The following is an 18,556-nucleotide window of genomic DNA, read 5'->3' on the forward strand; positions in this document are numbered from 1 at the left end:
AAGCTTCATGGATCAGGTCATCAGAGCAAGGTACGTACTGGCGCATTCCGAGGGCTCCCACGTCTGGTTGGAGGACGGCTACGTGGCGCACTCCGACGGGGTCGTCACCGAAGTGGGGACCGGCACCCCGAATTCGACCGCCCCCGTCCTGGACCTGGGGAACACGGTCCTGACCCCCGGCCTGATCGACCTGGACGCCCTGGTCGACATCGACCACCTCATCCTCGACGCCCACCACGAGCCCGCGCACGCCCGCGAACTGGTCGGTTCCGTCGACTATTGGAGCGACCGTCCTCGCGACATCCTGACCCCCGAACAGCGCGACGTCCTGCGCCGGTTCGGGCTCGCGCAGCTCGCCCTGCACGGGGTCACCACCTACATGCCGATCGCCTCGGAGATCCACCTCGGGTGGAACGAGTCCGCCGACGAGCTGCGTCACCTGGCCGACCTGACCCGGGAATGGGGCCTGCGCGGCTACCTGGGCCCCTCGTACAGGTCCGCGGTCGGCGCCGTCGCCGACGGTGAACGCACCTTCGTCGAGAACGCCGAGCTCGGCGAGGCCGGTCTGGACGAGGCCCTGCGCTTCGCGGACGAGCTCGCCGAACAGGACGACGATCTGGTCCGACCGGTCCTCCTCCCCTGCCGGATCGAGACGCTCACGCCCCGTCTCATGGAGCGCACGGCCGAGGAGGCCGGACGCCGCGATCTGCTCGTCCGTCTGCACTCTCTCCAGCAGCCGTGGGAGCGCGAGGTGATCATCCGGCGCCACGGCATGACCCCGCTGGACCTGATCGAGCGGACCGGACTCCTCAACGACCGGCTGCTCGTCCCCCACGCCCTGTGGACCGACCGGAACTCGAAGCTGACCGGGCCGGAGGGCGTCGACATCACCCGCCTGTCCGTCGCGGGCGTGAGCGTGATCCACTGCCCCCTGACCACCTTCCGGTACGGGGACATGTTGGAGACCTTCAACGAGTTCCGGGACGCCGGTGTCACGATGGCGCTCGGCACCGACTCCTTCCCGCCCGACCTGGTACGCGGCATGGACGTGGGCCTTCACGCCTCACGTCTGCTGTACGGCCCGGGCGCCGTCGACCTCGGCGGCTACATGGAGGCCGCGACACTGGGCGGGGCGGCCGCGCTCAAGCGCCCCGACCTGGGACGGTTGGAGGCCGGCGCGAGCGCGGACATGACCGCCTTCTCCCTGGACGACTTCCGTGACGGCGTCGTGGAGGACCCCCTGCGCACCCTGGTGCTCAACGGGACCGCCAGGAACGTCACCCACACCTTCGTGGCCGGACGCCCGGTGGTCCGGGACGGGGGGATCCCCGGCGTGGACCTGTCCGAGCTCCGGGAACAGGCACAGAAGGTGTTCGACCTCCTCCGTCACGGTTACAGTGAGCGGGACGGTCGCGGCCGCCCGGTCGAGGACCTCTTCCCCCCGTCGTTCCCGGTCCGCGGAGCCTGATCCCGGACCTCCGGCACCGGCCGGGGTGAATCGAGCGCACACGGCGGGAGCGGTCTCATGACACGGACATCGGGTGGGTCGGCCCCTCTGACCCGGGCCACCGAGGCCGCCATCCGCGAGGGGATCATCTCCGGCCGGTACGCACCGGGGGCACGGCTGCGCGAACGCGAGCTCTCGGAGGAACTGGGCGTGTCCCGGCTCCCGGTGCGCGAGGCGCTGCGCAACCTCAGGCACGACGGTTTCATCATGACCAGCGCGCACAAGGGCGCGACCGTGCGCACGATGTCCGCCGACGACGTCGACGAGCTCTTCGACCTGCGTACCCGGTTGGAGCCCTTCGCCGCCGAGCGGGCCGCCCGCCGATACGCCGAGGGGGACGTGCACGAAGGCCTGACGGCGGCCATGGAGGCCACCGCCGAGGCCACGGAGTCGGGTTCGTTGGAGCACATCATGACCGCCAACGCCGACTTCCACGCCAGTGTCGTGGAGGCGGCCGGTCATGGTCTCCTGTCGGAGCTGATGGCACCGATCCTGTCCCGTTCCCGATGGCTGTTCGCCATGACGGCCTTCCGGGACCCCCACCTGGAATTCCAGGCGCACCACGAGATCTACCACGCGATCAGCCACGGGAACGATCGACTGGCGAGGCTGACCATGGCCGCGCACATCGAGGCCGGGCGCGGCCCCTCACTGCTCGCCGTCGGCGCCGACGCCGCGGTCGACGACGGCCGTGCCGCTCCCCCGCCCCGGGAGCCCGGCACCGGCTGATCGGGCGTCAGCGCCCCCGCAGGGCGCGATAGCGCCGCACCAGGGCGGCGGTGGAGGGGTCCAGCGAGGAGACGTCGGCCCCCTCCGTCAGCGCGGGTTCGAGCCTCTTGGCCAGGACCTTGCCGAGCTGGACGCCCCACTGGTCGAAGGAGTTGATGTTCCACACCGCGCCCTGGACGAACACCTTGTGCTCGTACAGGGCGACGAGCTGCCCGAGCGTGGACGGGTCGAGCCGCTCGGCCAGGATCGTGGTGGTGGGCCGGTTGCCCGGGAAGGTGCGGTGCGGCACGAGATCGGGACGGACCCCCTCGGCGGCGACCTCGGCCTCCGTACGTCCGAAGGCCAGGGCCTGCCCCTGGGCGAGCATGTTGGCCGTCAACAGGTCGTGCTGGGCGCTCAGCCCCTCCATCAGGTCGGGAGAGGGTTCGGCGAACCCGATGAGGTCGGCCGGGACGAAGCGGGTCCCCTGGTGCAGGAGCTGGAAGTAGGCGTGCTGCCCGTTCGTGCCCGGGGTGCCCCACACCACCGGGCCGGTCCTCCAGGCGACCGGGCGGCCGTCGCGCTGCGTCGACTTGCCGTTGGACTCCATGTCGAGCTGTTGCAGGTAGGCCGGGAACCGGGCCATGTGGTGGCTGTAGGGCAGGACGGCGTGGGTCTGGGCGTCGAAGTGACCGCCGTACCAGACCCCGAGCAGCCCGAGCAGGAACGGCAGGTTGCGTTCGGCCGGCGCGGTGGCGAAGTGGGTGTCCATCAGATGGAAGCCCGCGAGCATCTCCCGGAAACGCTCGGGACCCAACGCCACCATGAGGGACAGCCCGATCGCCGAGTCGTAGGAGTAGCGACCGCCCACCCAGTCCCAGAACTCGAACATATTGGCGGTGTCGATACCGAAGGCCTCGACCTCGTCGGCGTTGGTGGAGACCGCCACGAAGTGACGGGAGATCGCCTCGGGCCCCGCCTCCAGGCCGGACAGCAGCCAGTTCCTCGCCGCCGTGGCGTTGGTGATGGTCTCGACGGTGGTGAAGGTCTTGGAGGCCACCACGAACAGGGTGCGTTCGGGGTCGGCGTCGATGAGCGCCTCGTTCAGATCGCTGCCGTCGACGTTGGAGACGAAACGGAACTCCAGCCCCCGGTCGGTATAGGGCCGCAGCGCCTCGTAGGCCATGGCCGGCCCCAGGTCGGAACCGCCGATACCGATGTTGACCACTCGGGTCACCGTCTTGCCGGTGTGCCCCGTCCAGGTGCGCGAACGCACCCGCTCGGCGAACCCGGCCATCTTCTCCAGGACCCGGTGCACCTCCGGGACCACGTCGTGGCCGTCGGTGCGCACGACCGTCCCGCGCGGGGCGCGCAGGGCGGTGTGCAGGACGGCCCGGTCCTCGGTGAGGTTGATGTGGTCGCCGCGCAGCATGGCGTCGCGCAGTCGGGCGACCCCCGTGACCGAGGCCAGGCGGTTCAACAGGCGCAGGGTCTCGTCGGTGACGAGGTTCTTGGAGTAGTCGACGTGCAGGGAGCCCACGTCGAGCGTGTACCGCTCGGCCCGCCCCGGGTCGTCCGCGAACAGTCCACGCAGGTGGGTGGCGCCGAGCCGGTCCCGATGCTCACGGAGCCGGATCCATTCCTCCCTGCGGTCCAGTGGGACGCCGCCGGGGGTGTCGGCGCTGTCCTCGGTGCGAGGAAGGGGTGTGCTGGCGGACATCCGTTCGCTCCTCGTGCTCCATGGCCCGGATCGGGGCGCGGGATCGAGAGGACGACCCCGACCCCGCTCCCGGCGATTGCGACTACGACCCCTACCCTCCCACGAAAGCCGTCAACCATGGGCCCTTCCACGCACGTCGGAGAGCCGGACGACGCTGCGTTCGCTCTCCTCCGACGCGGAGTGTTCACGCAGGAGGGCGACCTCCGCGCGCAGGGCCCGCAGTTCGGCGAGGATCTGGCGTTGCGCGCCGTCATCTCCGCCACCACCGTCACCCGGTCCGCCCCCGTCGCCGTCGGGGCCGCCGTCGGCCTCCCCGCCCTTCCCTCCGCCACCGGCCTCGCGCTCCTCGTGTCCGGCCTTGTCGAGCGCCTCCACCGCCACGGCGATGAAGAGGTTCAGCGCGATCAGGGTGGAGACGAGGACGAAGACCACGAAGAAGATCCACGCCAACGGCTGACCCTTCATGACCTCCTGGGCGATGGTGCCCCAGCCGTCGGCGGTGAAGATCTGGAAGAGGGTGAACAGCGAGGTCCACAGGTCGCCGAAGTACTTCGGGGCGATCTCGGCGAACAGCTTGGTGGACATCACGGCCGAGACGTAGAGCAGCAGGGCCACCAGGACCATGATCGAGGCCATGCCGGGCAGCGCCCTGAAGAGCCCGGCCACCACGTGACGCAGGGTCGGTATGACCGACAGCAGCCGGAGGACGCGCAACACCCTCAGGACGCGCAGGACGGCGAAGGGCCCGGAGGCGGGCATCAACGCGATCCCGACGATGACCATGTCGAACCAGCTCCAGGGATCCCTGAAGAAGTCCTTCCGGTGGGCGTACATCCTCAGCCCCAACTCCAGGACGAACAGGGCGAGGATCGCTCTGTCGACCCTGGTCAACAGTTCACCGTGCTCGTCCATGACCCGTTTGGAGGTCTCGAAGCCGAGAAGGACGGCGTTGACCAGGATGACGAGGATGACACCGGCCTGGAACCAGGGGGCGTCGACCGTGGCTCGAACACGTTCGCGCATGGTCACTGGGTGGAGAACTCCGTACTCGTGATCGTCGGACAGCGACGAAGAAGCCTACTCCGTGGGCGTCGTGCCCCGTTTCGTCCTCGTCGCCCTGGATCCACGTCGCACTGGCGTCCGCCGCTCCGACCAGGCATGATCGAAAGAGGAAGCCGAGGCGAGGGGGTCGCCGGTGACGGAATCCGCAGACGAGAGCACAGAGATCGACGAGGACGCCGCGGACATCGAGGACGTCGACGCCGCGATGGACGTGGGCGCCCCTGACCAGGACACCGCGGTGGCGGAGTACCTGGAGGAACATCCAGAGGACTACCGCATCGAGGAGATCGAGGACCATGGGGCACTCGGTATAGATGCGGAAGTGGACCGGGAGGTTCCCGAACCGGACCCCGACACCGGGGAGGACGCCCCGCCGAAGGCCGGCAGGGAGGAACTGTCCCGGCTCCTCGACGCCGAGAGGTACGCCGAGCGGGTGGACCGCCGCCTGGAGGGGTGAGCGCAGGCCCGGGTTCAGTCCCCGTCGGGGACGTGGGCCTCCAGCCAGCGCTCCACCCTCAACACGTGCGCGGCCGCGGTGGCGCGCGCGGCCTCGGGGTCGCGTTCCCGCAGGGCCCTGAGGATCCTTCGATGGTCCTCGTGCAGGTCGTGGGAGATCCCCTCGGCGTCGTGGCCGGCCCAGACCCTCTCGTTGAGGGTGGGCGAGGAGAGCCCGGCGTGCACGGCGGAGAGGGTGGCGTTGCCCGCGCAGGCCACGATCTCCCGGTGGAACCCCAGGTCGAAGGTGCCGGAATCGCCGGGCGAGGTGACCGGGTCCGCGTCCTCCAGCCGGTCGAGGAGGGCGCCGATGCGTTCGAGGTCCTCGTCGGTGGCCCGGGCCGCGGCGATCGCGGTGGCGTCGGGTTCGATCATGCGTCGGACCCGTAGGACCTCCAGAAGGGTCCGGTCCGGGGAGACCTCCGCCAGCACGCCGAAGGCCTCCAGGAGGTCCTTCGGGCGCAGCGCGGTGACGTAGACGCCGGCTCCGTGCCTGACCTCCAGCACACCCAGGGTGGTGAGGGTGCGGATGGCCTCGCGGACCGAACCGCGGGAGACCCCCAGACGGGCGGAGAGGTCGCGCTCGGTGGGCAGGCGCTGTTCTGGTCCTACCTCTCCCTCGGAGATCATCGCTTTGATCTGCTCGACCGTCCGCTGTGCCACCGGCGTACGTGCGCCGTCACCCACGTTCATCTCCAGCTTTTTCCGTGAACCGGGAGGGATTCCTCCCACTTGGACACTCTACCCTCCCTTGCCCACCCGCCCTTGCTTGAGGCAAAGTGGTCGGACCAATGGGCGTGCCTTTCGGAATACCCAAGGACGGCGCGTCGGGCGGCCCCGTTCCGGGACGGTCCCAGATCATCGGGTGGGACCGGTCCGCGTCGACCGGGACACGAAGGAGGCACATGCGGATCGCGCTGTTCATCACCTGTGTCAACGACACACTCTTCCCCGATACCGGCCGGGCCGTCGTGCGGCTCCTGGAACGCCTGGGCCACGAGGTGGTCTTCCCCACCGACCAGACCTGCTGCGGCCAGATGCACTACAACACCGGCTACCGGCGCCCCGCCGCCCGGCTCGCGGTGCGCTTCGCCCGGACCTTCGAGAACGCGGACGCGGTCGTGGTCCCCTCGGCCTCCTGCGCCGCCATGATCCGGGACAACTATCCGAGACTGAGCCGGAGCGGAAGCCGCCTGGCCCGTCGGATGGACTCCCTCGCACCGCGCGTGTACGACCTCACCGAGTTCCTCGTGGACGTACTGGAGGTGACCGACGTGGGCGCCTACTACCCGCACAAGGTCGTCTACCACCCCACCTGCCACGGCCTGCGATTCCTGGGCCTGGGCGACCGCCCCTACCGGCTCCTGCGCGCCGTGCGCGGCCTGGAGCTGCTCGAACTGCCCGAGGCCACCGAATGCTGCGGCTTCGGCGGCACGTTCTCGGTCAAGAACGGCGACGTCTCCTCGGCCATGGGCTTCGACAAGGCCCGTCACGTGGTGGAGACCGGGGCCGAGGTGCTGTGCGCGGTGGACAACTCCTGCCTGATGCACATCGGCGGCACGCTGTCCCGACAGCGTTCGGGCCTGCGCACCGCCCACATCGCCGAGATCCTGGCCTCCACGGAGAAGGAGTACGCACGGACATGAGCGCCACGTTCCTGGGCATGCCCCCCTTTCCCGAGGCCGCGAAGCGGGCCGTCGAGGACTCGCGGACCCGGCACAACCTGCACAAGGCCACCCACACCATCCGCGCCAAGAGGACCAGGGTCGTCGACGAGCTGGGCGACGACTGGCAGCGGCTGCGCGCCGAGGGCGAGCGGATCAAGACCCACACCCTGCGCCATCTGGACCACTACCTGGAACGATTGGAGGAGTCGGTCCAACGCGCGGGCGGCACGGTGCACTGGGCCTCCGACGCCGCCGAGGCCAACGCGATCATCACCCGGCTGATCCGTCGGACCGGTGAGACCGAGGTGGTCAAGGTCAAGTCGATGGCCACCCAGGAGATCGAACTCAACAACGCCTTGGAGGCGGCGGGGATCACCGCCTATGAGACCGACCTGGCCGAGCTGATCGTCCAGTTGGGCGAGGATCTGCCCTCGCACATCCTGGTCCCCGCCATCCACCTGGGACGCGCCCAGATCCGGGAGATCTTCCTCCAGAGGATGGGCGAATGGGGTCGCCCCGCTCCCCCGGATCTGACCGACGACCCGCACGCCCTGGCCGAGGCCTCCCGCGTCCACCTGCGCGAACTGTTCCTGAGGTCCAAGGTGGCCGTCTCCGGCGCGAACTTCGCGGTGGCCGATTCGGGCACCCTGCTGGTCCTGGAGTCCGAGGGCAACGGTCGCATGTGCCTGACCCTGCCGGAGACCCTCATCTCGGTGGTGGGCATCGAGAAGATCGTGCCCACATGGTCCGACCTCGAAGTGTTCATGCAGCTGTTGCCGCGCTCGTCCACCGGGGAGAGGATGAACCCCTACACCTCGACCTGGACCGGGGTGACCCCGGGCGACGGACCCCAGGACTTCCACCTGGTGCTGTTGGACAACGGACGCACCGACGTGCTCGCCGACACCGTCGGACGCCAGGCGCTGCGCTGCATCCGCTGCTCGGCCTGTCTGAACATCTGCCCCGTGTACGAGCGGGTCGGCGGACACGCCTACGGCTCGGTCTACCCGGGGCCGATCGGCGCGATCCTCACGCCCCAGCTCCAGGGGATGTCCTCGAAGGTCGACGAGGCCCTGCCCTACGCCTCCTCGTTGTGCGGCGCCTGCTACGAGGTGTGCCCGGTGGCCATCGACATCCCCGAGGTCCTGGTGCACCTGCGCGAGAAGGTGGCCGAGTCCAAGGGACATGTGAGCGAGAAGGCGCTGATGGCCGGGGCCGAGGCCGTGTTCGGCTCCGCGACGGCGTTGGACGCGGTCCAGCGCGCGGCCGGGCTCGCGCGCGGGGTCGTGCCACGCCATCTGCCCGGCCCGGCGGGAAAGTGGACCGATACGCGCGACCTCCCGGACGTGCCCGCGCGCTCCTTCCGTCAGTGGTGGAACGAACGAGAGGACGGCCGATGACGAACAGCTCCCGTGAACGCGTACTCGCCCGGGTACGGGCGGCGCTGGCCGACGTCCCCGCCGACGAGCCGGTGGAGCGTCGCCCTTCGGAGCGTCCCTACGCCGAGAGCCACGACGCCGGCCCGACGCTGGACGTGCTGGTGGAGCGGCTGGTCGACTACAACGCCCTGGTGCGCCGGGTGGCCCCGGACCGGGTCGCCGACGAGGTGGCCGCCGCGCTGGAGCGGCGCGGGGCCCGCCGGATCCTGGTGCCGGCGGGGCTGCCCGAGGAGTGGCTGTCCCGGACCTCGGTGGAACGGGTCGTCGACTCCCCCGAGGATCCGCGCGACGTGGCCGAGCTGGACTCCGCCGACGGCGTGGTCACCGCCTGCACGGTGGCGGTCGCCGAGACCGGCACGATCGTGCTGGACGGCGGACCGGACCAAGGACGTCGGGCTCTGAGCCTGGTCCCCGACCACCACCTGTGCGTGGTCCGCGCCGACCAGGTCGTGGACGCCGTCCCCCAGGCCGTGCGGCGGCTGGATCCACTCCGCCCCCTGACCTGGGTGAGCGGGCCCTCGGCCACCGTCGACATCGAGATGATCCGGGTGGCCGGCGTCCACGGGCCCCGCACCCTGGAGGTCGTGCTACTGGATCCCGACGCCTGAGGTCGGACCCCTCGTGGTGGTGCGCGCCGTACCCCCAGGGGTGCGGCGCGCCCGCCCTCCGTCGGCGGGTCCGCCCCCTCGCGGACCTCGACGCCGGTTCCCTAGCGTTTCGAGGGAGCCCGAGACCGCGACGAGGACGAGAGACGGTACCCCCATGCGCGACCATCGCCGCCCACGAACGGCCGCGATCCCGATCGGAGCCCTGGCCCTGGCCCTGGCCCTGACCACCGCCGGTACGGCGGCGGCCGACCCGCTCGAACCGGGCGACGAACGCCCCGCCCCTCCCCCGCCGTCCCTGCCCGCCCCCACCGGCGACCTGGCCGTGGGCACCACCACCCTGCACCTGGTGGACGACACCCGGGAGGACCCCTGGCTCGGCGGCGACCGCGAACTGATGGTGACCCTCTGGTACCCGACACCGGAGGACACCGGTGAGCGGGCCCCTTATATGACCCGCGCCGAGGCCGAGGCCTCCCTGGAGGCGTTGGGGATCGAGGGCCTCCCCCCGGAGACGCTCACGGACGTGGGCACCCACGCGGTCCCGGAGGCGCCTCCGGTCACGGTCGACGGCGGACTGCCGTTGGTCCTGTACTCCCCCGGTTCCGGGGTCTCCCGTGTCTGGGCGACCGGGCTCGCCGAAGAACTCGCCTCCCAGGGTTTCGCGGTGGCCGGGATCGACCACCGGAACGAGGCCTCCCCGGTGGAGTTCCCCGACGGATTGGTCGAGGAGTGCGCCGGCTGCCTGTCGCAGGAATGGGAATCGGGCGCCCTCACCCGGTCCGCCGACGTCTCCTTCCTCCTCGATTCCTTCGAGAGGGGCGCGGCCCGGGAGTGGGCCCCGATCCTGGACACCGACCGGGTGGGGATGATCGGCCACTCCTGGGGCGGGGCGGCGGTCGCCCAGAGCCTGCTCGACGAGGAGCGCGTCGCGGCCGGCCTGAACCTCGACGGCCCCTACTACACCGCCCAGTTGGAAGGGGAGATCGACCGTCCGCTGGCCCTGCTCGCCAACGACCAGGGACGCCCCTGGGAAGGCTGGGACGAGCGCTGGGCCGGGCAGACCGGATGGCGCCAGTGGATCCGGATCACCGGCTCGGGCCACTCCAACGTCCTGGACAAGGGCGTGTTCATGGACGAACTCGGCCTGCGCGACCTGCTCGCCCCCGAGCAGTGGCGGGCCCAGTTCGGCGATCTGGACCCGGCCCGAGGGGTCTCCCTCATCCGTGAGTACTCCACCGCGCTCTTCGCCCACCACCTGCGCGGAGAGGAGCGTCCCCTCCTGGAGGATCCGGAGGCCGTCCATCCCGAACTGGTCGTGGTCGCCTCCGGGACCCCTGCCCCCTGAGGGGGCCCGCCCCGGCCGGTAGGATGGTCCGTCGGCTCCGAACCACCCTTCGACCAGGGAGAGAACCACCGTGGGCAGGAAAAGCCGCCGGCGCGGCGACGCTCGAACGAGCGTGGAATGGGACGGCCCCGCTCCCTCGGACACCCCCGTGGAGGTGACCGCCCAGGCGGTCGACGCCCTGGTGCGCGGGCAGGAGGGCAGCGGCGTCGATCTGGCCGTGGCGCGCCTGGCCGACGTGGAGGACCCCCACTGGGCCGGGGCGGCGGCGCGCTCGCTCTTCGACACCCTGCTGTTCGGGATCGCCGACGCCTGGGCGCGCGGCTGGCAGCCCGCCGAGACCGTTCGCCACGTACGACGTGAGGCCGGCCCCCTGGCCGCGTCCGTCTGCGCCGACGTCGTCGCAGCGGACCTGGAACGCCACTCCGCGGCCACGGTCGACCCCCGCTGGAACGAACAGGTGCGCGCTCTGGACGTGGACCCGCCCCGGGGTTCGGGCGAGGCGCTCTTGGAGCACCTGGGATCCGAACACGGGCTGATGCGTTTCGAGGTCGTCGAGGTGGTGCTGCGACTGCTGGCCCTGCTGCGCACCCTGCCCCCGATGCGCCGCCTGGGGCCGCCCCCGGGGAACTTCCGTCCCGGGGCACGCCCCTCGATCCCGGTCGACCAGGGGCGGCTGCAACGGGTACGCGCCCTGCTCGCCAAGGCCGAGTCCACGGAGTTCCCGCAGGAGGCCGAGGCCCTGACCGCGCGGGCCCAGGAGATGATGGCCCGGCACAGCATCGACCTGGCCCTGGTGGAGGCCGACCCCGAGGAGCCCGAGGCCACCTCGGCCCGCAGGCTTCCGGTGGACTCCCCCTACGACGAGCATCGGGCCGTGCTGCTCAACGAGATCGCCGAGGCCAACCACTGTCGGGCGATCTGGCACCGTGAGCTGGGTCTGAGCACCGTGATGGGCTTCCCCGGCGACGTGGAGGCGGTGGACCTGCTGTACACGTCGCTCCTGATCCAGGCGGAGACGGCGATGCGGGTGAGCGGTTCGGCGCGCGACCGTTCCGGCCGTGGGGCGAGGAAGGACTTCCGGGCCTCGTTCATGTCGGCCTTCGCGGTACGGGTGGGCGAACGCCTCTCCGAGACGGCGCGGGCCGCCGAGGAGGCGGTCGGCACCGAGACCGGCACCGACCTGGTCCCCGTGTTCGCCGAACGGGAGCGCGCGGTGGAGGCCGCGGTGAACGAGGTGTTCGGCGCGTTGACCACCTCCCGTGTGCGCGGGCCCGCCGACGCGGAGGGCTGGTACGAGGGGCGCGCCGCGGCCGACTCCGCCTCCCTCGGTACCCGGGCCCACCTGGTCTGAGCGGGGTCGGGGGCGGAAAATCGGTGGCCGGCCTCCGTCCGCGACCGATAGAAACCGACCATGCTGTACAAGTACCCCCGCACGAGGCACATCGGCGGATCGCGTCTCCAGGTCGGCGACCACGACCTGGACGCGGTGCCCTTCTCCGCCCTGGCCGGCCGGCACCTGGTGGTCGAGGAGAAGCTCGACGGGGCCAACGCCGGGTTGTCCTTCGACTCCGACGGAAGGCCGCGGCTCCAGAGCAGGGGGCACTTCCTGACCGGCGGCCCCCGGGAACGACAGTTCGGTCCCTTGAAGGCCTGGGCCGCGACGGTCGCGCCACTGTTGTGGCCCCGGCTGGGCACGCGCTACGTGATGTACGGGGAGTGGCTGTACGCCAAGCACACCGTGTTCTACGACGCCCTGCCGCACTACTTCTGCGAGTTCGACGTGCTGGACACCCGGGAGGGCGTGTTCCTGTCGACCCCGAGCCGGCGGGAGCTCCTGGCGGGCACCCCGGTGGTCTCGGTGCCGGTCCTCCACACCGGCCCCCTGGCCGGTCTGGACGACCTGACCGCGCTGGTGGGCCGGTCCGCGTACCGGACCCGGCGATGGCGCGAAGCCCTGGCCGCGTCCGCGCGGGCCGGCGGCGCCGACCCGGAACGGACCCTGGCCGAGACCGACCCCTCGGACCTGATGGAGGGCCTGTACGTCAAGGTCGAGGAGGTCGACCTCACGGTCGACCGCTACAAGTGGGTGCGTTCGGAGTTCACCACCGCCGTCCTGGACTCGGGGAGCCACTGGCTGGACCGCCCCGTCGTCGCCAACGGACTCGCCGACCCGGAGGTGCTCTATGCGGAGGTTCGCTGAACTGTGCCCCGCTCCCCCGCTCTGGAGGACGGACTGGGCCGCGATACGCGAGGCCTTCCCCTGGGTGCGCGCCCTGGCGGAGGTGGAGCAGGACCCGGTCCACCACGCCGAGGGGGACGTGGAGACCCACACCCGCATGGCCTGCGAGGCCCTGGCAGATCTGGCGGAGTGGCGGGCCCGCCCCGAGGAGGAGAGGGTCCTGCTGTTCGCCGCGACGCTCCTGCACGACGTGGCCAAGCCGCTGTGCACCCGTAAGGACGCCGAGGGTCGGGTGACCGCGCACGGACACTCGCGGCGGGGCGACCTGATGGTCCGCCGGATCCTGTGGGAGTCCGGCGCCCCGATCGCCCGGCGCGAGCACGTGGCCGCCCTGGTGCGCCACCACCAGCTCCCGTTCTGGGCCCTGGAACGCCCCGACCTGCGAGAGCTCGCCTTCAGGGTGAGCCTGTCAGCGCGCAACGACGACCTGGTCCTGCTGGCCACCGCCGACATCCTCGGGCGCCACTGCGGTGACGTCGCCGAGGTCCTGGACAACGTCGGACTGTACGCCGAGTACTGCGCCGAACAGCGCTGTCTGGACCGCCCCCGCGACTTCCCCTCCGACCACGCCCGATTCCGGTTCTTCCGCCGGCCCGACCGCGATCCGGACCACGCGGCCTACGACGACACCCGGGCGACCGTGACGGTGATGTCGGGGCTGCCCGGCGCCGGGAAGGACCACTGGATCCGGACCCGTCTGCCCGACCCGCCGGTCGTGAGCCTGGACGCCCTGCGCGCGGAACTGGGGATCGCCCCGACGGCGGACCAGCGACCGGTGGCGGCGGCCGCCTTCGAGCGGGCCCGCGCCCATCTGCGCGCGGGTCGCTCCTTCGTCTGGAACGCCACGAACGTCTCTCGGGACCTGCGCGGTCGGGTGATCGGTCTGGCCGCCGACTACCGGGCCCGGGTGGAGATCGTGTCCCTGGAGGCCCCGCCCGAGGTCCTGCGCGCCAGGATGGCCCGCCGCGAGGCGCCGGTGCCCCCGTCGGTGGTCGAGCGACTGATCCGCCGCTGGGAGTGTCCCGACCCCACCGAGGCGCATCGCCTCCTCTTGGAGACGACCGCCTGACGTCGGGGCTCAGCCCGGGTTCGGCGTGGTCTCGGGGGCCGACCCCGCCATGAGCCACCGGGTGACGGCGACCTCCAGCAGGGAGCGTCGCGGATCGGGGCCGTAGGGCGTGCGAGGGTCCCAGTCGTAACGGCCGTGGAAGGCGGCGATCACCTCCTCGGGGAAGTCCTCGCGCACCCGGGCCCGCCCTTGGGCGACGACGGGGGCGTCACCGTCCTCCAAGGCCAGGCTCACCCTCGGGTCGCGCAGGACGTTGCGGACCTTGACCGAACGGGTGGAGGCCCCGATCCACCAGCGCTCCCCGAGGTGGACGAACCAGACGGGGACCACATGGGGCGATCCGTCGGCGCGCGAGGTGCACAGCCAGACGTTACGGTCCTCGGCCAGGCGGTCGCGTATGTGCTCGGGGGCGGGGAGCGAGCCCGGGTTCCGGTGGTCGTTCACGTCTCTCCTTCGTCGTTCCGTTCGACGAGGAGACTAAGACCTCAACAGTGGTCGAGGTCAATAGAAAAATCATGAAAAACAAAAATAAAGCACCTTTCCCCGGTTGACACGTCCACACCGCCGACTCACGTTGAACACCAACGGAACAAGAAGGAAGCGTTTTTCCGGATACCATGGCCCGAGCCTTCCGAACCGCGTCGAACACGCTGGTCATGGAGCCACAGTCCGGAACACACCGGACCCCGGGCTTGTCGATCCACCTCCCCGAAACCCTTTTCGGGGATTTCCGGACCGTATTTTTCCCACCTGCACAGAGAACGATGTCGAAAACGGATCATCACATCGGGGAGAGCATTCCGACACATGTCGACGACCGTTGGCGTCGGCACTTCGCGCTGTTGTGGAGCGGTTCCGCCCTGGCGGGCCTGGGCGGTATGACGTTCGGCCTGGCGATCCCGCTCCTGGCCCTGTTCCACACCGGATCCCCCGCCCTCGCCGGGTGGATCGCGGCGGCCGGCATGGTCCCCCGCACGCTCCTGCACATCCCGGTCGGCCTCGTCGTCGATCGCCGCGACCCCCGAGGGGTCATGATCGCCGGGCTCGGCGGGCGCATCCTCTGCGTCCTGCTGTTCGTGGGCCCCGTCCTGCTCCTCGACGCCCCCGTGGTCCTGCTCGCCGTGGCCTCGGCCCTGCACGGCGTCTGCTCGACCCTGTACACCACCGCCGGCTCCGCGGCCGTCCCCCACCTGGTCCCACGCGACGAACTGGCCGGGGCCGCGGCCAAGAACCAGGCCCGCGGCGACGCCACCCAGATGGTCGGGCGCCCCTTGGGCGGGGCCCTCTACGGGGTGGCCCACGGGCTCCCCGCACTGTTCGAGGCCCTGTCCTGCCTCCTGGCGCTCTGGGCCTCCGCGCGGCTCCCCCGGATCCGCCGCGACCGGACCGAACGCCCCCGGGAAGGCCTGTTCCGGGAGTTGGGCGAGGGTTTCCTCTTGGTACGCGGAGACCGCTTCCTCCTCCTGTCACTGGTGGTGTGCACGGTCACCAACGCCCTGTTCCAGGTGGTCTGGCTGGTCATCATGCTCATGGCCACCGAGAAGGGGCTCCCCGGCTTCCTCCTCGGCCTGATCCTGGCCGCGACCGGCGCCGGCGGCCTGCTCGGCGCCTGCCTCGCGCCGTACATGGTCAGGACCCTGGACCCCGCGCGCATGGTCCGGCTGTGCTCATGGGCGTGGTTGGCCCTGGCCCTGCTCCTCTTGGCCTCGGAGCGGGCCGGCGGCGGATGGCCCACGGTGGCGCTCCCCGTCGTCTGGGGCGGGATCGGCTTCGTAGGAGCCCACATGAACGTCACCGTGACCACCTACCACACCAGAAACGTCCACCCCGATCTGTTGGGGAGGCTCACCGGGACGGTCCGCTTCCTCACCGGCGGAGCGCTGCCCCTGGGCCTCCTCCTTGGCGGTCACGCCCTGGAGGCCCTGGGGACCCGTACGACCGTCGTCCTGATCACGGTGATCATCGCCCTGATCGCGCTCTGCCTCACCGTTCTTCGCCTTCGGACCACCGGACCAGGGAACCGCCCGTCTCGGGAAGCGCCTCGGCCAGCGATCGAAGCCCCGTCGCCAGGGCCTGGTGGACCTGCTCGGCTCCCCCGCTCCGGTTCGTCCGCACCTGGACGTGTCCCAGAGCCCGGTCCACCGCCTTCCTGAGTCCGTCCACCGTCTCCTGGTGTTCCGGCGGCACCACGTCGCGCACCCTCTCGACCGCGATCACCGCCTCGAAGACGTGGCTGCGGGCCTGGCGCACCTGTTCGGCCAGGTCGTTGCCGCCCTGCCCCGGCGGCCCATGCCTGCGCAACTGGGCGATGTGCCGCATGCTCAGGTCGAGTTGCAGCACGCTGCGCCGCACCTCGTCCATACGGCGGCGCACCTCCCGGGACCGGGCGCGCCGACGTTCGTGCTCACGTCGTTCCCGTTCCACCCGCAGGTTGTGCTCGGCCCGCCACCGTTCCACGGCGGCGGCCCGGTTGGCCGCGAGAGCCGTGGCCCCGAGGGTTCCGGCCGCCGTTACGATGCCGGTGATCAGCGCCACCAGGGCGGCCGGGTCCATACTCAGCCCTCCGTCGTTCCGCCAGAGCGGCCTGCTCCGCTCGTATCTCGTCCCGGGTCCTCCGTGCCTCGGAGACCCCGCCTCCGCCCACCAGGGCCGCACCGAGCACGTCCAGCGCCGAGTGGGCCTGCCCGGCCGACCAGAGCACCTGGCCGATACCGGTGCGCAGACTGGGATCGGCGTGGGCCCTGCCTCCGACCGCGGTCAGCAACGACAGGGCCCTGGAGCGTTCGCCCGATAACAGCCGGGCCCGCGCCTCGGCCACCATCAGCCGGGAGACGGCCGCCCCCTCACCGACGGCCTCACGGCAGCTCGCCGCGTCCGCGTAGTACTCGGCGGCGGCCCGATGGTCCCCGCGTTCGAACGCCAGGTCGGCCAGGAGCGTGGTGAACAGGGCCCGGGCCCCCGGTTCGAGGGGCGAGGGCGAGCACAACGCCAGGCGGGCGTGCTCGGCCGCCAGGGCCGTCTCACCCCGGGTGCGCGCCTCCCCGGCGATGTCCAGCCGGTCCTGATCGCTCCAGGGGGCCAACCCCCGGGAGTAGGGCGACAGGGCCAACGCCATGAGGGGGCCCGCCAGTCTCGGATGGCGCAGGACGTAGGAGGAGCCGTCCTCCCCCGTCGCGACCAGGTACCGGTCCTCAAGAGCGTGCACGACGCCGGGGGTGAGGGAGCCGTCCGGATCCTCGTGCGCCGGCCCGGGCACCCCTCGTCCACCCGACGCGACGAGTCTGCGCAGCCAGGCGTGGGGCACGTCGGGCGGGACCAGATGCTCGGCCGCGACCTCCTCCAGCACCCCGGCCAACCGCTCGGTGAGGGCCCGGTCGACCTCGATGTCGTCGGGGACCAGGGTCGTACCGTCCTCGGACGCCTCCTCCCACAGGGTCGCGCCCAGGATCTGCAACAAGGCCGGTTCGACGGTGTCCCGGCGGGCACGGACGCGCCCGTCGGGGTCCCGGAGGACCAGGGCCTCCTCCACCAACCGGTCGGGTTCGGCGGCGCCGATCCGGGACCCCACGCCCTCCAGACAGCTCCTCGCCACGGAGCGGGCGGTGTCGGGGGCGAAGGGGCGCAGCCCCATCTCCACGGGGGAGATCGCGTGCTTGTCCATGAGACGGCGGAGTTCGTCCAGATGATCGGTGCGGACGGTCAACACCAGGTGGAGATCGTCGTCCCGTTCCAGGGCGCCGAAGAGCTCGTCCAGAAAGTCCTTGCGCCACCGGTCGGGGCCGCAAGGGCGTCGAAGCAGGAGTTCGGTCCGGTCCAGGACCGCGAACAGCGGACGGTGCCGGCCGTACCGATCGGTGCTCTCGTGCGCGCGTACGAAGTCGACGATCGAGGTGCCCGGGCCTCGCGTGGGGAACTCGGAGGGTGCCCAGGAGGCCAACAGGGCCCGGGTGTAGGGGTTGTGTCCGGGAAGGATCGAGGACGGGAAGACCGGGTCGAAGCGCAGATCCTCGGAGGGCAGGACGGTGTGCCCGCGGTCGAGAAGGCGGGGTACCGCCCCGGCCCGCACCAAGGAGGTCTTGCCGACCCCGTGGTCGCCGTGGAGCACCGTGAGTCGATGGCGGGCCCAGGAGTCGACCAGCGCGGCGGTCTCCTCCTCACGGCCGAAGAAGAGGTGGCGGTCTCGGGCATGGTAGGGCCGCGGCCCGATGAACGGGCCGCGCGCTCGTTCCAGGGCGGCTCGTGGCATGACGCGGCTCCCGGCCGGCGGTGAGGGGGGGTGATTTCAGCGCGTGGGGGGCGCCGTTCCAGGGACACGGAACGGGGTCCTTTTCGAGACCCCGTGAATTATCCGCGACTTTCCGCCCGACCGGTCACGTGGTCCCTCTTCGGAGTTCTCTACAGAAGATCTCCGAATCGACACATACGTGAACCGCGTCCGGGCGGTCGACGACCTCGGGCACGGAAAGGGGGCACTCCCGCCGCCGAGGGCGATTTCTCATTCCGGATCGTTGACGAACCCGGCGACCACCTCGGCACCGGCGGTGCGGGGGTCGAGCACCGAACGCAGGGCCTCCGCGATCACGGAACCACTGATCCCGTCGAGGTCGCGGAGGGACAGTTCACCGATCTCGACCAGGGCGACGCCACCGTCGAGCCCCTGTTCCACCATGTGCCCTCCTCCGTGCCGCCGCCTTTTG

General features: G+C 71.1%; 17 protein-coding genes. 11 read left to right on the plus strand and 6 right to left on the minus strand.

Going from position 1 to position 18,556, the window contains the following annotated elements:
* Positions 1–7: 7 nt before the first annotated feature.
* Complete coding sequence (locus U9J66_RS24540; protein WP_161110021.1) at positions 8–1,468, plus strand: chlorohydrolase family protein; 1,461 nt, start codon at positions 8–10, stop codon at positions 1,466–1,468.
* A 57-nt stretch (positions 1,469–1,525) separates the two neighbouring features.
* Positions 1,526–2,236, plus strand: a complete 711-nt coding sequence (locus tag U9J66_RS24545) for a GntR family transcriptional regulator (protein ID WP_014908724.1) — start codon at positions 1,526–1,528, stop codon at positions 2,234–2,236.
* Positions 2,237–2,243: 7 nt separating this feature from the next.
* Here U9J66_RS24545 and pgi read toward each other — a convergent pair whose 3' ends face one another.
* Positions 2,244–3,935 (minus strand): glucose-6-phosphate isomerase, encoded by a 1,692-nt coding sequence (gene pgi / locus U9J66_RS24550; RefSeq protein ID WP_017535761.1) that lies wholly within the window; start codon positions 3,933–3,935, stop codon positions 2,244–2,246.
* Between the two features lie 111 nt (positions 3,936–4,046).
* Entirely contained in the window at positions 4,047–4,964 is a 918-nt protein-coding gene (locus U9J66_RS24555) for an ion transporter (protein WP_014908943.1), read from the minus strand.
* A gap of 166 nt (positions 4,965–5,130) precedes the next feature.
* Between U9J66_RS24555 and U9J66_RS24560 the strand changes: the two genes are divergently transcribed.
* On the plus strand, positions 5,131–5,454 hold the full coding sequence (locus tag U9J66_RS24560) for a hypothetical protein (protein ID WP_017535760.1): 324 nt from the start codon (positions 5,131–5,133) through the stop codon (positions 5,452–5,454).
* 14 nt (positions 5,455–5,468) lie between these two features.
* Here U9J66_RS24560 and U9J66_RS24565 read toward each other — a convergent pair whose 3' ends face one another.
* Positions 5,469–6,185: a FadR/GntR family transcriptional regulator gene (locus tag U9J66_RS24565; RefSeq protein WP_017535759.1), complete on the minus strand. Its 717-nt coding sequence runs from the start codon at positions 6,183–6,185 to the stop codon at positions 5,469–5,471.
* A 212-nt stretch (positions 6,186–6,397) separates the two neighbouring features.
* On the opposite strand from U9J66_RS24565, the gene U9J66_RS24570 reads away from it, so the two are divergent.
* The 7 genes from U9J66_RS24570 to U9J66_RS24600 all read left to right on the plus strand — a co-directional run bounded on the left by U9J66_RS24570 (position 6,398) and on the right by U9J66_RS24600 (position 13,859).
* Positions 6,398–7,138: a (Fe-S)-binding protein gene (locus U9J66_RS24570; RefSeq protein WP_014911722.1), complete on the plus strand. Its 741-nt coding sequence runs from the start codon at positions 6,398–6,400 to the stop codon at positions 7,136–7,138.
* Positions 7,135–8,559, plus strand: a complete 1,425-nt coding sequence (locus U9J66_RS24575) for a lactate utilization protein B (RefSeq protein WP_014908899.1) — start codon at positions 7,135–7,137, stop codon at positions 8,557–8,559. The genes U9J66_RS24570 and U9J66_RS24575 overlap by 4 nt, the downstream gene beginning before the upstream one ends.
* Complete coding sequence (locus tag U9J66_RS24580) at positions 8,556–9,206, plus strand: LutC/YkgG family protein (protein ID WP_326338892.1); 651 nt, start codon at positions 8,556–8,558, stop codon at positions 9,204–9,206. The genes U9J66_RS24575 and U9J66_RS24580 overlap by 4 nt, the downstream gene beginning before the upstream one ends.
* Before the next feature lie 154 nt (positions 9,207–9,360).
* Positions 9,361–10,551 (plus strand): alpha/beta hydrolase family protein, encoded by a 1,191-nt coding sequence (locus tag U9J66_RS24585; RefSeq protein ID WP_326338893.1) that lies wholly within the window; start codon positions 9,361–9,363, stop codon positions 10,549–10,551.
* A 70-nt stretch (positions 10,552–10,621) separates the two neighbouring features.
* Complete coding sequence (locus U9J66_RS24590) at positions 10,622–11,902, plus strand: DUF2786 domain-containing protein (protein WP_326338894.1); 1,281 nt, start codon at positions 10,622–10,624, stop codon at positions 11,900–11,902.
* A gap of 60 nt (positions 11,903–11,962) precedes the next feature.
* The gene (locus tag U9J66_RS24595; protein WP_326338896.1) at positions 11,963–12,751 is read left to right on the plus strand and encodes an RNA ligase family protein; all 789 of its coding nucleotides are present in this window, start codon (positions 11,963–11,965) and stop codon (positions 12,749–12,751) included.
* The gene (locus U9J66_RS24600) at positions 12,735–13,859 is read left to right on the plus strand and encodes an AAA family ATPase (RefSeq protein ID WP_326338897.1); all 1,125 of its coding nucleotides are present in this window, start codon (positions 12,735–12,737) and stop codon (positions 13,857–13,859) included. The genes U9J66_RS24595 and U9J66_RS24600 overlap by 17 nt, the downstream gene beginning before the upstream one ends.
* 9 nt (positions 13,860–13,868) lie before the next feature.
* Here U9J66_RS24600 and U9J66_RS24605 read toward each other — a convergent pair whose 3' ends face one another.
* Positions 13,869–14,303, minus strand: a complete 435-nt coding sequence (locus U9J66_RS24605) for a pyridoxamine 5'-phosphate oxidase family protein (protein ID WP_017535752.1) — start codon at positions 14,301–14,303, stop codon at positions 13,869–13,871.
* A gap of 320 nt (positions 14,304–14,623) precedes the next feature.
* On the opposite strand from U9J66_RS24605, the gene U9J66_RS24610 reads away from it, so the two are divergent.
* Entirely contained in the window at positions 14,624–16,012 is a 1,389-nt protein-coding gene (locus U9J66_RS24610) for an MFS transporter (RefSeq protein WP_161110026.1), read from the plus strand.
* A 251-nt stretch (positions 16,013–16,263) separates the two neighbouring features.
* Here U9J66_RS24610 and U9J66_RS24615 read toward each other — a convergent pair whose 3' ends face one another.
* Both U9J66_RS24615 and fxsA read right to left on the minus strand, forming a co-directional pair.
* Positions 16,264–18,105, minus strand: coding sequence for an nSTAND1 domain-containing NTPase (locus tag U9J66_RS24615; RefSeq protein WP_326338900.1), 1,842 nt, complete (start codon positions 18,103–18,105; stop codon positions 16,264–16,266).
* A 249-nt stretch (positions 18,106–18,354) separates the two neighbouring features.
* A complete protein-coding gene (fxsA, locus tag U9J66_RS24620; protein WP_014911352.1) occupies positions 18,355–18,528 on the minus strand; it encodes an FxSxx-COOH cyclophane-containing RiPP peptide in 174 nt (57 codons plus the stop codon).
* Positions 18,529–18,556: the final 28 nt, after the last annotated feature.

This window comes from Nocardiopsis sp. LDBS1602 (assembly GCF_035818715.1).
Classification (GTDB): Bacteria; Actinomycetota; Actinomycetes; order Streptosporangiales; family Streptosporangiaceae; genus Nocardiopsis; species Nocardiopsis alba.

Bases quoted from the DNA above. Each gene is read 5' to 3' on its own strand.
- U9J66_RS24540 (WP_161110021.1), top strand. From the start codon at position 8: ATGGATCAGGTCATCAGAGCAAGGTACGTACTGGCGCATTCCGAGGGC.
- U9J66_RS24545 (WP_014908724.1), top strand. From the start codon at position 1,526: ATGACACGGACATCGGGTGGGTCGGCCCCTCTGACCCGGGCCACCGAG.
- pgi (WP_017535761.1), bottom strand. From the start codon at position 3,935: ATGTCCGCCAGCACACCCCTTCCTCGCACCGAGGACAGCGCCGACACC.
- U9J66_RS24565 (WP_017535759.1), bottom strand. From the start codon at position 6,185: ATGAACGTGGGTGACGGCGCACGTACGCCGGTGGCACAGCGGACGGTC.
- U9J66_RS24570 (WP_014911722.1), top strand. From the start codon at position 6,398: ATGCGGATCGCGCTGTTCATCACCTGTGTCAACGACACACTCTTCCCC.
- U9J66_RS24575 (WP_014908899.1), top strand. From the start codon at position 7,135: ATGAGCGCCACGTTCCTGGGCATGCCCCCCTTTCCCGAGGCCGCGAAG.
- U9J66_RS24580 (WP_326338892.1), top strand. From the start codon at position 8,556: ATGACGAACAGCTCCCGTGAACGCGTACTCGCCCGGGTACGGGCGGCG.
- U9J66_RS24585 (WP_326338893.1), top strand. From the start codon at position 9,361: ATGCGCGACCATCGCCGCCCACGAACGGCCGCGATCCCGATCGGAGCC.
- U9J66_RS24595 (WP_326338896.1), top strand. From the start codon at position 11,963: ATGCTGTACAAGTACCCCCGCACGAGGCACATCGGCGGATCGCGTCTC.
- U9J66_RS24600 (WP_326338897.1), top strand. From the start codon at position 12,735: ATGCGGAGGTTCGCTGAACTGTGCCCCGCTCCCCCGCTCTGGAGGACG.
- U9J66_RS24610 (WP_161110026.1), top strand. From the start codon at position 14,624: ATGTCGAAAACGGATCATCACATCGGGGAGAGCATTCCGACACATGTC.
- U9J66_RS24615 (WP_326338900.1), bottom strand. From the start codon at position 18,105: ATGCCACGAGCCGCCCTGGAACGAGCGCGCGGCCCGTTCATCGGGCCG.
- fxsA (WP_014911352.1), bottom strand. From the start codon at position 18,528: ATGGTGGAACAGGGGCTCGACGGTGGCGTCGCCCTGGTCGAGATCGGT.